This window comes from Paraburkholderia sp. CNPSo 3076 (genome assembly GCF_026343935.1).
Classification (GTDB): Bacteria; Pseudomonadota; Gammaproteobacteria; order Burkholderiales; family Burkholderiaceae; genus Paraburkholderia; species Paraburkholderia nodosa.
This window is the reverse complement of record NZ_JAPMAL010000029.1, coordinates 1-12,674: the sequence shown is the minus strand read 5'-3', so window position 1 is coordinate 12,674 and position 12,674 is coordinate 1. Positions and strand designations below refer to the sequence as shown.

Genomic DNA, 12,674 nt, shown 5'->3' with positions numbered 1-12,674 from the left:
CCTATGCTCAAGCTCGTGCGCGCGCCGAATCTGCTGATCGCCCAGCACTGGATGAACATCCTGGCGACGGCGGGCGTGCCGTGCGAGCTGCATAACCGCTACCTGAGCGGCGCGATGGGCGAGATTCCGGCCGAGCAGTGCGCGCCCGAACTGTGGCTCGTGGACGAGCGCGACGAGAAGCTCGCCCGGCGTTTGATCGACGAAGCAGTGAACGGCCCGCCGCCGGGCTCGCCCACGTGGCGTTGCGCGCGCTGCGGCGAGGTGCTCGAAGCGCAGTTCACCGTGTGCTGGAATTGCGGACGCGATCGCGACGTGCGCGACGAGTGACGTAGCTGCTGACCCAAACGTAAATGGGCCGCTAGAATCGGCCCATTTGCATTTAAACGGCTCAGCGCTGCGGCGCTCAGAGCCAGACGGCGATCGTCAGCATGAGCAGCAGGATCATCCACAGGATCACGGCGCGCCACACGAGGCCCACGGCCGACTGCAGCGTGCGCGGCGTGCAGTCGTCGCCAACCGTGTACGGACCGCCCTCGCCCGGCTGCGCGAGCACATCGACGCTGGACTGCTCGGCGAGCGGGCCCGAAAGCCGCGCGCCCAGCGCGCCGCTGCCGGTGGCGAGCAGCACGCCTTCGTTGGTGTCGGGCCACTGGTTCGTATGGTTGCGCCAGGAGTAGATCGCGTCCTCGAAGTTGCCGACGATCGCAAAGCCCAGCGACGTGAGCCGCGCCGGCACCCAGTCAATCACGAAAAACACATGCTGTGCGAAGTTCGAGAACGCCTCGGTACGGTCCTCGTCGGGACGCGCCCACTCGCGCGCGAGATATTCGGCGATGCGGTACAGCACGGCGCCCGCGGGCCCGATCGGCACGAGAAACCAGAAGAACACGCCGAACACGTGCCGGTGCGACGCGATCACCGCGTGAATCAGCGTGTGGCGCACGATCTCGCTCACGGGCATGTCCACGGCGTCGATGCCGGTCCATTCGTGGAGGATTTCACGCGCGCGCGGCACGTCGTCGTTGTTCAGCGCGAGATGGATGTCGGTGAAATAGTGGCTGAACTGCCGAAAGCCGAGCGTGAAGTACACGACCACCACGTTCCACAGGAACGCCAGCACGAAGCTGATGTGGTACAGCACGTAGTAGACGAGGGCCGTGGCGAGCGTCCACGGCAGCACGACCACGAGCCAGGCGATGAGCCCATGCTTCTGCTTGCCGGCGTCGAAGCCGTGAGCGGCCCATTCCGCATTGAGGCGCACGAGCGCCATGACCGGATTATTGGGCGACAGCGCCCGCACCTGTTCGATGACGAGAGCCAGCAATACGGAAAAGAAGGTCATGCGACGCGCCGTGCAGATCGGGTTGCGAAAGGGGTTTTATGAAAGTGTTGCAACGATATCACAGGGCCAGATGTGCCTGACCATCGCCGGCAATTCGGGCGGCAAACTCGCAACAGTGCGCGGCGGCGCTTGCACGCGCCGCCAGACGTGTTACGCGAGCAGGAAACGGTAGAAGTTGCGCAGCATCCCCGCCGTCGCCCCCCAGATGAAATGCGAGGACCCGACGCCGGAAGCGACGACGGGCTCGGGCACGTTGAGGTCCGGTGAATGGCGGTCCGGATACGGCATCGCGTAAAAGCGCCGCTCGCCGCCTTCCCAACGGAGCACGCGCACCTGGTGATGCACCGGGTTCATGAGAAAGCTGAGCGGCACCTCGAAGATGCTCGCCACTTCGAGCGAGTCCGCCGCGAGACTGAACGGCTCGTGCACGAGACCGACCACGGGCGTGACCCTGAAGCCGGTGCCAGTGAGGTACTCGGGCAATGCGCCGAGCACCTCGACACGCGCGGGGTCGAGGTTCACTTCCTCGTGCGCCTCGCGCAGCGCGGCGGCGATGGGCGTGGGGTCGGAAGGTTCGCGGCTGCCGCCGGGAAAGCTCACCTGGCCCGCGTGATTGCTGAGGTTGTCGGCGCGCTGGGTGAGCAGCACGGTCAAACCGCCCGGGCGCAAGGCGATAGGCATGAGCACGGCGGCCTCGCGCGGATCGCGCATCTCGGCCAGACGAGCTTCCTGCGGTTCGGGGTCCCACGGCAGGCGCTGCTCGAAGCGCGTGCGCAAGCCGGCGGCGGTCAGGCGCTCCGCAGCGATCTGCGGAAGGCTTGCGCCCGTCGATTCGATGGGCAGGCTTTCGGGTTCAAATACTGGGCGGATCAACGGGCGTCTCGGATTACACGTACACGAGATTATTTTGCGGCCAAAAAGAAAAAAGCACCCCGGAGGGTGCTTCTTTCTTACAGCTTTTACGCCTGGTCGGCCGGAGCTGCTGCGCGGTCTTTCGACACCAGCTTTTCCTTGATACGTGCCTTCTTGCCCGACAGGTTGCGCAGGTAGTACAGCTTCGCGCGACGCACGTCGCCGCGGCGCTTCACCACGATGCTGGCCAGCAGCGGCGAGTACGTCTGGAATGTACGCTCGACGCCTTCGCCCGACGAGATCTTGCGCACGATGAACGACGAGTTCAGGCCGCGGTTACGCTTCGCGATCACGACGCCTTCGTATGCCTGAACGCGCTTGCGGTTACCTTCAACCACGTTCACGTTGACGATCACCGTATCGCCGGGAGCGAATTCGGGGATGGTCTTCTCGCCCAGCACGCGCTGGATTTCTTCCTGCTCGAGTTTTTCAATCAGATTCATGGATTGACTCCGTATGCCATCTTGTCGGCGTTCGTACCTGTGCAGGGTTGCTGCACTACGGCCCCGATAGAGGATGGATTCACAACTGGCGCCGTTCACGCATGAAGCGGCACCGCCTTTTGCGCCCCTTGTCGCGCACGCCCGAAGCCTTACGCTTCGTTCGAGCCCTTCGCGAGACTAGCGAGCCACGCCTCGTCGGCCCGGCTCAACATCTTGTTCTTTCTGGCCCGCGCGATCAGATCGGGCCGCTTGTTCCACGTGTTGCGCAACGCCTCGCGGCGACGCCATTGCTCGATTTCCGCATGATGGCCGCCAAGCAGCACATCGGGCACGCGCACGCCGTCGTATTCCTCGGGGCGCGTGAAATGCGGACAGTCGAGCAAACCGTCGACGAAGCTGTCCTGCACCGCCGAAAGCGCATCGCCCAGCACGCCCGGCAGGTTGCGCACCACGGCGTCCATCAAGGCCATCGCGGGCAATTCGCCCCCCGAGAGCACGAAGTCGCCGAGGCTCACTTCTTCGTCCACGCAGCGGTCGACGAGACGCTGGTCGATCGCTTCGTAGCGGCCGCACAACATCACGAGACCCGGCTCCTGCGCGAACTGCATGACGCGTTCGTGCGTGAGCGGCTTGCCTTGCGGCGACATCAGCAGCACCCGCGGGGTGCTCACGCCGGCTTGCGCCTGCGCGGCCTTCGCCGCGTCGATCGCCGCTTCGAGCGGCCTCGCCAGCATGACCATGCCGGGGCCGCCGCCGTAAGGGCGGTCGTCGATCGTACGGTAGTTGTCGGTCGTGAAATCACGCGGATTCCACGTACGCAACGTGTAACGCTGCTGCTTCGCCGCCCGGCTGGTAATACCCCAGTCGGTCAGCGCGCGGAACATCTCGGGAAAGAGCGTGACGACATCGAACTGCATCGCTCTCTCCGTTCAGCGAAGTTGAATCAAGGCGCGCGGCGGGGTTGCCACAGCGTTGCCGCGGTGCCTAGTAGTCGGCTTCCCAGTCGACGACGATACGCTTCGCCGCCAGGTCCACCGTCTTCACGAACACACCCACAAACGGGATCAGGCGCTCGCCGGTGGCCGGCTTGCCATCCTTGTCCGTGGACGCATAGGTGACACGCAACACCGATTGCGCGCCATTGTCGATCAGGTCGGCGACCTTGCCGAGCTCGACGCCCGCCTCACTGGCGACATCGAGGCCGATCAGGTCGACCCAGTAATATTCATCGGCTGCGGGCGCCGGGAATTCGGCCCGGCTCACGTACACGCGTACGCCGCGCAATAGCAGCGCGGCATCGCGGTCGGCCAGGCCCGAAAGCTCGCCAACGACGCTGTCACCATGAACCTTGGCGCTCACGCGCACCGCGGAATGACGCTCGCGATGCGCCTGACCCTCGCGGCCCTTGAGGAGCCACCAGCGTTTAGCGGAAAGCAGCGCGCGGCCGCCCTGCGCGTGCGGCGCGATCTTCAGCCAGCCCTTGAGGCCATAGGCGTCGATCACGGCGCCGACTTCAACGGCGTCGGCCGGCCAGCTCGCTTCGGTTTCGGCGCGCAGGCTCCCGGTTGCGGGTGCAGCTTTCGCGGCACTCTCGCGCGCAGGCTTGCGCACGAACGCACCAAACGACGGCGCGCCGCGAGCCGCGGCCTTGCCGGTCGCAGCTTCGGGCGCCCCGCTTTCCGACGCGTCGTTCGCCTCTACGGCAGATTTAGCGTCATGCGCGGACATCGGCACCCCTTGCGACCAGCTTGATATCGCACACGCAGATCAGGCAGCGCGTACGCGGGTAAAACACAGACAACAGACTGAAAAGACGCTTAAAGACTTAAGCAGCCGGCGCAGCGGCGGCGGTCTTTTGCGCTTCCTTCACGAGGCGCTCGACGGCCGGCGACATTTGCGCGCCGTTTTCCTTCCAGTACGTCACGCGATCTTGAGCGATACGCAGCGTTTCACCCTTCGAAGCGACCGGGTTGTAGAAGCCCACGCGCTCGATGAAACGGCCGTCGCGACGGTTGCGCGAGTCGGTTGCGACGATGTTGTAGAACGGGCGCTTCTTCGAGCCGCCGCGTGCCAGACGGATGATGACCATACTAAATCCTTGAAAACCGGGGTTCGGGACTACTGAAACGTGCGATTATAGCCCGAAACCGGAGGCATAACAAACACTTAACGGGAAATTGCGCGCCGGCGCGCAGAAAGAGCGGCAAGACACGGCGGTCAAACTGCAGCTCATGCCCACGGTGGGCGGGCCCTGGAGCGAATTGTGGCGACTTTCAGACGACTCGTGCAATGGCTGTGTCGCGGTGGGAGCGGCGGCGTGGGTGACAGCTCCCGTTTTCCGGCGTCTCGCGAGTCGGCCAGACACTTCACAGCGGCGTGGCTCGCCTTTGCCGCCGCCCTGCTCGCGGCACCGTTCGCTCACGCGGCGCTTCCCATCGACCGCATCAAGCTGCCGCCGGGCTTTCACATCGAGGTGCTCTCCGCCGATGTCCCCGGCGCACGCGAAATGACGCTGTCGGGCAACGGCACCCTCCTGTATGCAGGGAGTATGGGCGGTGACGTCTACGCGCTCGAACTCAAGGACGGCAAGGCCATCAAGCGCCACATCGTGGCCTCGGGACTGACGATGCCGGTGGGCGTGGCCTGGCGCAACGGCGCATTGTATATCTCAGCGGTGTCGTCGATCGTGCGGCTCGGCGACATCGACCGTCATCTCGACGATCCGCCCAAAGCCGTCGTCGTCACGGATTCGCTGCCCACTGAGCGCCACCACGGCTGGAAGTTCATCGCCTTCGGCCCCGACGGCAAGCTCTACGTGCCGCAAGGTGCACCGTGCAACGTCTGCCTGCCGGCCAGCGACCCGCAGCGCGTGCATTTCGCGATGATCGGGCGCATGGACCCCGACGGTTCGCACTACGAGACCATCGCCCGCGGCGTGCGCAACACGGTCGGCTTCGCGTGGCATCCGCAGACGCACGACCTCTGGTTCACCGACAACGGCCGCGACATGCTCGGCGACGACATCCCCGACGACAAGCTCAACCGCCTTGCGCATGTGGGCGAGGACTTCGGCTTTCCCTATTGTCACGGCGGCAATGTCGCCGACCCCGAGTTCGGCGCAGGTCATCCGTGCAGCGGCTTCACGCCGCCGGTCCTCAAACTCGGCGCGCACGTGGCGTCGCTCGGCATGCGCTTCTATACCGGTTCGATGTTCCCGGCCGACTACAGGAACAGCATTTTCATCGCCGAGCACGGCTCGTGGAACCGCAGCAAGAAGGTCGGCTATCGCGTGGTGCGCGTGAGCGCCAACCCGGACGGCACGAACGCGCGCCAGGAAGTGTTCGCGCAGGGCTGGCTCAACGCCGATGAGACCCAATGGGGCCGCCCCGCCGACGTGCTGCCGCTGCCCGACGGATCGCTCCTTGTCAGCGACGACTATGCGGGCGCGATTTATCGCGTGACTTATACGAAACCGTGACGCGACCGCCACGTTGAAGCTGCAGACATGGTGCCGGGCATAAGCGTGCGCTTGTGCTGCGAGCCCGGCGTGCGGCATACAATGCCCGGCGGCCCGTGTGCGTTTGACGTGATGCGCCCATGACGGCCAAACGTCCACGTTCCGCCCGAGCCCATGCCCAACGACAAGAACCTCGCACGCTTTCGCTCCAAGACGCTCACCGCCGCCCTCGCCTTCCTGTTTGGCAGCCTCGGCGCGCACCGCTTCTATCTGTACGGCCCGCGCGATGTGTGGGGCTGGGCGCATTTGGTCGGCACGCTCATCGGCATTCCTGGCGTGATGCTGCTCGTCGCAACCGAACGCGCCTCGATTCCCGGCTGGGTGCTCGCCGTGATCGGCGCGGTGTCGGTCTTCTCGGCGTTCCTCGCGGCGATCGTCTACGGGCTGCGCCCCGACGCCAAATGGGACGCTCAGTTCAACGCCGCGTTCGTGGAGCAAGGCCGCACGAGCCGCTCGGGCTGGACGGTGATCTTCGTCGTGATCTTCTCGCTGCTGATTGGCGCGTTCCTGCTGATGACGGGACTCGCGCTCTCGTTTCAAACGTACTTCGAGTCGCAGGTCGAGGCCGCAAAGGCGCTCTCGCAGTAAATCGCGCGTAACGGCTCAGAACAGGTCGAGCTGCGGCTTCTCGCGCACGGTCTTCGACTGCACGAACGCCGACATGTCCAGAATGCCGTGGCGCCGCTCGTTGAGCCCGAGGCGCCGCACGGCATTGTGAAAGCGCTGCTTGAGCAGGTCGGCCCACAGCCCCGTGCCCTTCATGCGCTGCGAAAACGTCGACTCGTAGTCCTTGCCGCCGCGCATGTCGCGCACGCGGCTCATCACGCGCTCGGCGCGCTGCGGGAAGTGCGCCGCCAGCCACTCCTGGAAGAGCGGCGCGACCTCCCATGGCAGGCGCAGCACGATGTAACTCGCGCTTGTCGCACCGGCCTCGGCGCAGGCTTCGAGCACGCGCTCCATGTCGGGCTCGGTCACGAACGGAATCACCGGTGCGATGCTCACGCCCACTGGCACGCCGGCTTCGGCCAGCGTGCGGATGGTGCGCAGCCGCCGCGCGGGTGTCGCCGCACGCGGTTCGAGCGAGCGGGCGATCTCGGCGTCGAGTGTGGTGATCGTGATCGCCGCCATGAATTGCTGGCGCGCGGCCATCGGCGCGAGCAAGTCGAGATCGCGCTCGATCAGCGAGGATTTCGTGATGGCCGCGAACGGATGCTGCCGCTCGGCCAGCACTTCGACCACGCGGCGCGTGATGCGCAGGTCGCGCTCCACCGGTTGCCAGGCGTCGGTGTTCACGCCCAGCGCGATCGGCTCGGGCTCGTACGACGGCTTGGCGATTTCCCGCGCGAGCAACTCCGCCGCATTGACCTTGGCGTAGATACGGCTCTCGAAATCGAGCCCCGGCGAGAGGCCGAGATAGCTGTGCGTGGGCCGCGCGAAGCAATAGATGCAGCCGTGCTCGCAGCCGCGGTAAGGATTGAGCGAGACGTTGAACGGAATGTCCGGCGACTGGTTGCGCGTGAGGATGCTTTTCGCGCGCTCTTCGAAGACTTCGGTGCGCAGCCTGGGCTCGCCGGGTTCATCGCCATGGTCTTCCCCGCCGCCGTCCACGTGTTGCCAGCCGTCGTCGAACGCTTCGCGCTGGTCGACTTCGTAGCGCCCCTGCAGGTTCGTGACCGCACCGCGCCCCTTGCGCGCCGTGGGCGGCGCAACGGGATACCAGGCGTCGGGATCGGGGTGATGGGAGTCGGTCACGGCTGGAGCGAAATGGGCTTGTAAACGCGGACAGGAAAAACGCGGGTCGATACTGTATAAATATACAGTATCGACCCGCGTTGTCGAGTCCTAAAAACGGGGCGCTTTCAGCCGCCACAGTGACCCTGGTCATTCACCCACGGCGATGGTCAGCGTCTCCTTGATCTCTTCCATCACCACGTAGCTCTTCGACTGCACAGCGCCTGGCAGTTGCAGCAGGATGTCGCCGAGCAGCTTGCGGTAGTCGGCCATCTCGCCAATGCGCGCCTTGATGAGATAGTCGAAGTCGCCCGAGACGAGATGGCATTCGAGCACTTCGGGAATCTTCTGCACCTCGCGGCGGAACTGGTCGAACATGTTGCCGCTCTTGTGGTCGAGCGTGATCTCCACGAACACGAGCAGCGCCGCGCCCAGCACCGAGGGATTCACGCGTGCGAAGTAGCCCGTGATCACGCCGTCGCGCTCCATGCGCTTCACCCGCTCGATGCACGGCGTGACCGAGAGCCCGACCTGCTCCGCGAGGTCCTTCATGGCCATGCGGCCGTCTTCCTGGAGCAGTTTCAGGATGCGGTGATCGAGCCGGTCGAGCGCGCGGACCGGTTGGCGCTGCGTTCTCATGATTTCTTCCCGAAAATCCGAAAAATACGATAACAAAACCTGGACGGACAACAATAGCATAGCTACAAATACTGGCTATAGCCGAATTTTCATGCCTTCTCCCCTATGGGTGCCACAACACCCGCTTCGAGGGTCCCGGCAACGCGGCGTAGCTCAACGAATCTATATGGAGCAGCTATGCGAGTCGTCGTGTTGGGCAGTGGTGTGGTCGGGGTGGCCAGCGCCTGGTATCTCGCCCGCGCGGGCCACGAAGTCACGGTGATCGACCGCGAGGCCGGTCCCGCACTCGAAACCAGTTTTGCGAACGCCGGCCAGATTTCGCCGGGCTACGCCGCGCCGTGGGCAGCGCCTGGCGTCCCGCTCAAGGCGATCAAGTGGATGTTCGAGAAGCACGCGCCGCTCGCCATTCGTCTGGACGGCACCAAATTCCAGCTGCAGTGGATGTGGCAGATGCTGCAGAACTGCACGCCCGAACGCTACGCGCTTAACAAGGGCCGCATGGTGCGCCTCGCGGAATACAGCCGCGACTGCCTGCAGGCGCTGCGCGCCGACACGGGCATTCAGTATGAAGGCCGCACGGGCGGCACGCTCCAGGTGTTCCGCACGCAGCAGCAGTTCGAAGGCGCGGCGAAGGACATCGCCGTGCTCGAAGACGCGAACGTTCCATACGAACTGCTGACCGCCGCCGAACTCGGCCGCGCCGAACCCGCGCTCGCCGCGGTGTCGGGCAAGCTCACAGGCGGCCTGCGTCTGCCGGGCGACGAAACCGGCGATTGCCAGATGTTCACCACGCGTCTTGCCGCGATGGCCGAACAGCTGGGCGTGAAATTCCGCTACAACACGCCGATCGACGGCCTCGCCATGCAGGGCGAGCGTATCGCGGGCGTGCAATGCGGCAGCGAGCTGGTGCGTGCTGATTCGTTCGTGGTCGCACTCGGCTCCTTCTCGACGAAGATGCTCGCGGGCCTCATGAAGATTCCGGTCTATCCGCTCAAGGGCTATTCGATCACGGCGCCGATCGTGAATGCGAGTGCCGCGCCGATTTCGACCGTGCTCGACGAAACCTACAAGATCGCGATCACGCGTTTTGACGACCGCATCCGCGTGGGCGGCATGGCCGAGATCGTCGGCTTCGACAAGACGCTCAAGCAAGCGCGCCGCGAAACGCTCGAAATGTGCGTCAACGACCTGTTCCCGGGCGGCGGCGATACGACGAAGGCCACCTTCTGGACCGGCCTGCGCCCGATGACGCCGGACGGCACGCCGGTCGTCGGCCGCTCGCCGATCTCGAACCTGTTCCTGAACACGGGTCACGGCACGCTCGGCTGGACGATGTCGTGCGGCTCGGGCCAGTTGCTCGCCGACCTGATCTCGGGCAAGCAACCTGCCATCCGCGCCGACGATCTTTCGGTGCACCGCTATCTCGGCGACACGCAGGGCTCGCATCGCCCGGCTTATGCCTGAAGCCAGTCACGCTGCGTGAACGAACACGGCGCCTCCAGGGCGCCGTGTTTCATTTCTCGCTCAGGTTGGCGCGCGGCGGCGTCAGAACTGATCCTCCGCCAGCGCCAGCACGCCCTCGCTGCCGTTTGCGCTGACGATCGCCGCTTCGAGCGCCACCGCCTGCGGCAAGACGTGTTGCGCGAAGAACTGCGCCGTGGCGATCTTCGCGCCATGAAACTTCGGGTCCGCCTGCATGAGGCGCTGCGAGGCGAGCATGGCGCGCGCCATCTGCCAGCCGCCCAGCACGATGCCCGCCAGCTTCAGATACGGCACGCTGCCCGCGAACACCGCGTTCGGATCGCTTTTCGCCTTCGCGAGCACGAAGTCCACGGCCGACGCCAGCGCCTCCTTGCCTGCCGCGAGATGCTTGTGCATCGATTCGAACGCCGCGCCTTGTTGTCCGGCTAGCGCGTCGACGGTCTGCGCGATATCGGCAAGCAGCGCCTTTGCCGCCGCGCCGCCGTCGCGCAACGTCTTGCGCCCGATGAGGTCGTTCGCCTGGATCGCCGTGGTGCCCTCGTAGATCGGCAGAATGCGCGCGTCGCGATAGAACTGCGCCGCGCCCGTTTCCTCGATGAAGCCCATGCCGCCATGCACCTGCACGCCGAGGCTCGTCACTTCGAGCGCCAGTTCGGTGCTCCAGCCCTTCACGATCGGCACGAGATACTCGTAGCGCGCCTGATGCCGCGCACGGGCCGCCTCGTCGGGGTCGCCATGCGCGCGGTCGCTCTCGCCCGCCGCCACGTAAGCGAGCGCACGCGCGGCTTCGGTGAGCGCACGCATCGTGGCGAGCATGCGGCGCACGTCGGGGTGATGGATGATGCTCACCGCCGCTTTCGCGGAACCGTCCACCGGGCGGCTCTGCACGCGCTCCTTCGCATAGGCGAGCGCCTTCTGGTACGCGCGATCGGAGATGGCCACGCCCTGCATGCCCACCGCGAAACGCGCCGCGTTCATCATGATGAACATGTATTCGAGGCCGCGATTCTCGTCGCCGATCAACTGGCCAATCGCGCCGCCATGGTCGCCGAACTGCAGCACGGCGGTCGGACTCGCCTTGATGCCGAGCTTGTGTTCGATTGACACGCAGTGCACATCGTTGCGCGCGCCCAGCGTTCCATCGTCGTTCACGAGGAACTTCGGCACGATGAAGAGCGAGATGCCCTTCACGCCTTCGGGCGCCGTGGGCGTGCGCGCGAGCACGAGATGGACGATGTTCTCCGCCATGTCGTGCTCGCCCCACGTGATGAAGATCTTCGTGCCGAACACCCTGTACGTGCCGTCGCCTTGCGGCTCGGCGCGCGTGCGCACGGCGGCGAGATCGGAGCCCGCCTGCGGCTCGGTGAGGTTCATCGTGCCGGTCCAGTCGCCGGTAATGAGCTTCGGCACGAAGCGCTGCTTTTGCGCTTCGCTGCCAGCGGTGAGGAGCGCTTCGATGGCGCCGTCGGTGAGCAGCGGACACAGCGCGAACGAGAGATTTGCCGCGTTGAGCATTTCCACGCACGGCGTGCCGACGAGCTTCGGCAAGCCCTGTCCTTCGTATTCCTGAGGATGCTGCACGCCTTGCCAGCCGCCTTCCACGTATTGCCGGAATGCGGCCTTGAAACCGGGCGTGGCGTGCACGTTGCCGTTTTCCCAGCGGCTCGGATTGCGGTCGCCTTCGGCGTTCAGCGGCTCGAGCACTTCGCCGCATAGCTTCGCGGCTTCGTGCAGCACCGCTTCGACCGTTTCGGGCGTGGCGTCTTCGCCGCCCGGCAGCTTCGCGATGGCTTCGAGGCCGGCCAGTTCCTTCATGACGAACAGCATGTCGCTCGTGGGTGCCTGGTACATTTCAGTCTCCTCCTGTCGGTATGCGGTTCCTCAAATGACAAAGGGGCGCCGCGGCGCCCCTTTGTTGCTTCGTCTCACGCCGCGCGCTCAATCATGATTCGCGGCGCTCGTCGCTGGATACACCGGCCGGATTCAGCCGAGTTCCTTCACGAGTTCCGGCACGACCGTGAACAGGTCGCCCACCAGACCGTAGTCGGCCACGCTGAAGATCGGTGCTTCTTCGTCCTTGTTGATCGCGACGATGACCTTCGAGTCCTTCATGCCAGCCAGGTGCTGGATCGCGCCCGAGATGCCGACCGCCACGTACAGTTGCGGCGCGACGATCTTGCCGGTTTGACCGACCTGATAGTCGTTCGGCACGTAGCCAGCGTCGACGGCTGCGCGCGAGGCGCCGAGTGCGGCGTTGAGCTTGTCCGCGAGCGGTTCCAGAACCAACGCGAAATTCTCGCCGCTGCCCAGACCCCGGCCACCCGAGACGATGACCTTCGCGCTCGTGAGTTCCGGACGGTCGAGCTTCGTCACTTCACGGCTCACGAACTTCGAGAGGCCGCTGTCTGCCGCCGCTTCGATCTTCTCGATGGCTGCGCTGCCGCCTTCGGTTGCGACGGGATCGAAACCGGTCGTGCGGACCGTGATCACCTTGATCGGGTCGCTCGACTGGACGATTGCGATCGCGTTGCCTGCGTAGATCGGACGCTCGAACGTGTCGGCGCTGTCGACTGCCGTGATATCGCTGATCTGCGCAACGTCGAGCTTC

General features: G+C 65.2%; 14 protein-coding genes. 4 read left to right on the top strand and 10 right to left on the bottom strand.

Annotated elements, in window-relative coordinates; genetic code table 11:
* Positions 1-3: 3 nt before the first annotated feature.
* On the top strand, positions 4-327 hold the full coding sequence (locus M3A49_RS29855) for a DUF2007 domain-containing protein (protein ID WP_028206738.1): 324 nt from the start codon (positions 4-6) through the stop codon (positions 325-327).
* A gap of 76 nt (positions 328-403) precedes the next feature.
* On the opposite strand, the gene M3A49_RS29850 is transcribed toward M3A49_RS29855, so the two are convergent.
* The 6 genes from M3A49_RS29850 to rpsP form a co-directional block, all read right to left on the bottom strand.
* A complete protein-coding gene (locus M3A49_RS29850) occupies positions 404-1,342 on the bottom strand; it encodes a CobD/CbiB family protein (protein WP_266232215.1) in 939 nt (312 codons plus the stop codon).
* Positions 1,343-1,492: 150 nt separating this feature from the next.
* Positions 1,493-2,215: a CoA pyrophosphatase gene (locus M3A49_RS29845; protein ID WP_266232214.1), complete on the bottom strand. Its 723-nt coding sequence runs from the start codon at positions 2,213-2,215 to the stop codon at positions 1,493-1,495.
* A gap of 86 nt (positions 2,216-2,301) precedes the next feature.
* On the bottom strand, positions 2,302-2,697 hold the full coding sequence (gene rplS / locus M3A49_RS29840) for a 50S ribosomal protein L19 (RefSeq protein ID WP_028206741.1): 396 nt from the start codon (positions 2,695-2,697) through the stop codon (positions 2,302-2,304).
* 149 nt (positions 2,698-2,846) lie between these two features.
* A complete protein-coding gene (gene trmD / locus M3A49_RS29835; RefSeq protein ID WP_266232213.1) occupies positions 2,847-3,614 on the bottom strand; it encodes a tRNA (guanosine(37)-N1)-methyltransferase TrmD in 768 nt (255 codons plus the stop codon).
* A 67-nt stretch (positions 3,615-3,681) separates the two neighbouring features.
* Positions 3,682-4,425, bottom strand: coding sequence for a ribosome maturation factor RimM (gene rimM, locus M3A49_RS29830; RefSeq protein WP_266232212.1), 744 nt, complete (start codon positions 4,423-4,425; stop codon positions 3,682-3,684).
* Positions 4,426-4,522: 97 nt separating this feature from the next.
* Complete coding sequence (gene rpsP / locus M3A49_RS29825; RefSeq protein WP_266232211.1) at positions 4,523-4,786, bottom strand: 30S ribosomal protein S16; 264 nt, start codon at positions 4,784-4,786, stop codon at positions 4,523-4,525.
* Positions 4,787-5,095: 309 nt separating this feature from the next.
* Between rpsP and M3A49_RS29820 the strand changes: the two genes are divergently transcribed.
* Positions 5,096-6,175 (top strand): PQQ-dependent sugar dehydrogenase, encoded by a 1,080-nt coding sequence (locus M3A49_RS29820; protein WP_266232273.1) that lies wholly within the window; start codon positions 5,096-5,098, stop codon positions 6,173-6,175.
* A 153-nt stretch (positions 6,176-6,328) separates the two neighbouring features.
* The gene (locus tag M3A49_RS29815) at positions 6,329-6,802 is read left to right on the top strand and encodes an NINE protein (protein ID WP_266232210.1); all 474 of its coding nucleotides are present in this window, start codon (positions 6,329-6,331) and stop codon (positions 6,800-6,802) included.
* Between the two features lie 15 nt (positions 6,803-6,817).
* Here the strand turns inward: M3A49_RS29815 and M3A49_RS29810 are convergent, their stop codons facing one another.
* Together M3A49_RS29810 and M3A49_RS29805 are read right to left on the bottom strand one after the other, a co-directional pair.
* Positions 6,818-7,966 carry a PA0069 family radical SAM protein gene (locus tag M3A49_RS29810; RefSeq protein WP_266232209.1) on the bottom strand — a complete coding sequence of 383 codons (1,149 nt, stop codon included), beginning with the start codon at positions 7,964-7,966 and terminating at the stop codon, positions 6,818-6,820.
* A gap of 129 nt (positions 7,967-8,095) precedes the next feature.
* On the bottom strand, positions 8,096-8,584 hold the full coding sequence (locus M3A49_RS29805; RefSeq protein ID WP_042261052.1) for an Lrp/AsnC ligand binding domain-containing protein: 489 nt from the start codon (positions 8,582-8,584) through the stop codon (positions 8,096-8,098).
* Between the two features lie 177 nt (positions 8,585-8,761).
* Between M3A49_RS29805 and M3A49_RS29800 the strand changes: the two genes are divergently transcribed.
* On the top strand, positions 8,762-10,048 hold the full coding sequence (locus M3A49_RS29800) for a D-amino acid dehydrogenase (RefSeq protein WP_266232208.1): 1,287 nt from the start codon (positions 8,762-8,764) through the stop codon (positions 10,046-10,048).
* An 81-nt stretch (positions 10,049-10,129) separates the two neighbouring features.
* Here the strand turns inward: M3A49_RS29800 and M3A49_RS29795 are convergent, their stop codons facing one another.
* Positions 10,130-11,917, bottom strand: a complete 1,788-nt coding sequence (locus M3A49_RS29795) for an acyl-CoA dehydrogenase (RefSeq protein ID WP_266232207.1) — start codon at positions 11,915-11,917, stop codon at positions 10,130-10,132.
* A 132-nt stretch (positions 11,918-12,049) separates the two neighbouring features.
* Positions 12,050-12,674: electron transfer flavoprotein subunit alpha/FixB family protein (locus tag M3A49_RS29790; protein WP_266232206.1), on the bottom strand; the 625-nt coding region annotated here is incomplete at its 5' end.